The organism is Vibrio ulleungensis, assembly GCF_016900875.1.
Lineage (GTDB): Bacteria > Pseudomonadota > Gammaproteobacteria > Enterobacterales > Vibrionaceae > Vibrio > Vibrio ulleungensis.
Window position 1 is genome coordinate 1 of sequence record NZ_JAFEUM010000019.1, and the last position, 1,412, is coordinate 1,412.

Sequence of the window (1,412 nt, forward strand, 5' to 3'; positions counted from 1 at the left end):
GGCTCCTACTGCTTGTACGTACACGGATTCAGGTTCTATTTCACTCCCCTCACAGGGGTTCTTTTCGCCTTTCCCTCACGGTACTGGTTCACTATCGGTCAGTCAGTAGTATTTAGCCTTGGAGGATGGTCCCCCCATGTTCAAACAGGATATCACGTGTCCCGCCTTACTCGATTTCACTTAAAATGATGGAACGACTACGGGGCTATCACCCTTTATTGCGACACTTTCCAGAGTCTTCGTCTGCACCATTAAAAGCTTAAGGGCTAATCCAATTTCGCTCGCCGCTACTTTCGGAATCTCAATTGATTTCTTTTCCTTCGGGTACTTAGATGTTTCAGTTCCCCGAGTTCGCCTCATTAACCTATGTATTCAGTTAATGATAGTGTCTTATGACACTGGGTTTCCCCATTCGGAAATCGTAGACTCAAGTGGCTATTACTGCCTTATCTACGCTTATCGCAAGTTATTACGTCCTTCATCGCCTCTGACTGCCAAGGCATCCACCGTGTACGCTTAGTCACTTAACCATACAACACCGAAAAGGTTTCGTATGGCAAACAACCAAAGTTCGCTGTCTCATTATTTGAATGAGCGAGACAGCATTCGATTTTGCCGGACTCAAATTTGAATGCATCCTGGCAAGGATACATTCCCAAGAACACTTGAATGTGTGTTGGTACCTAAATCATAAAGACTTAGGATTTGAGAACTTTTAAATTGAACAAGAATAAATCAAATTCTTGTTCGTCAGCTTTCCAAATTGTTAAAGAGCAGAGATTGTCTTTCTATTGAAAGAAATCATCATTCAAATATTCTCGTAAGAACACTTTGATGATGATTTTCTTCTTAGGCAAGGCAGATTAAGAGGCCGTGTACATCGTACACAACGAAGAATCTAACGCCGCATAAGGAGAAAATGGTGGGCGATACCGGGCTCGAACCAGTGACCCCCTGCTTGTAAGGCAGGTGCTCTCCCAACTGAGCTAATCGCCCACTGTATTTTTTACATTTCCGTGGAAAGAAATGGTGGGTCGTGCAGGATTCGAACCTGCGACCAATTGATTAAAAGTCAACTGCTCTACCAACTGAGCTAACGACCCATGGTATCCCGTAGGGGAGTCGAACCCCTGTTACCGCCGTGAAAGGGCGGTGTCCTAGGCCTCTAGACGAACGGGACACTAGTGTGCCTTTGCCATAACAGCAAAAGCATTGTGTAAGCATTGGGATGCTTACAAATCTCTTTACTTTACAAACCGTATCAATCTGTGTGGACACTCATAATGAGTAATCTATCGTTTAAGGAGGTGATCCAGCCCCAGGTTCCCCTAGGGCTACCTTGTTACGACTTCACCCCAGTCATGAACCACAAAGTGGTAAGCGTTCTCCCGAAGGTTAAACTACCTACTTCT

At 44.8% G+C, this 1,412-nt stretch carries 3 tRNA genes and 2 rRNA genes; all 5 read right to left on the reverse strand.

The features are described from left to right. A 23S ribosomal RNA gene (locus JQC93_RS20165) occupies window positions 1-530 on the reverse strand; the annotation flags it as partial. Between the two features lie 390 nt (window positions 531-920). Further along, a tRNA-Val gene (locus tag JQC93_RS20170) sits at window positions 921-996 on the reverse strand. Window positions 997-1,027: 31 nt separating this feature from the next. Then, a tRNA-Lys gene (locus tag JQC93_RS20175) sits at window positions 1,028-1,103 on the reverse strand. A gap of 1 nt (window position 1,104) precedes the next feature. Further along, window positions 1,105-1,180: transfer RNA gene (locus tag JQC93_RS20180), tRNA-Glu, on the reverse strand. 120 nt (window positions 1,181-1,300) lie between these two features. Then, window positions 1,301-1,412: ribosomal RNA gene (locus JQC93_RS20185) — 16S ribosomal RNA — on the reverse strand; the annotation flags it as partial.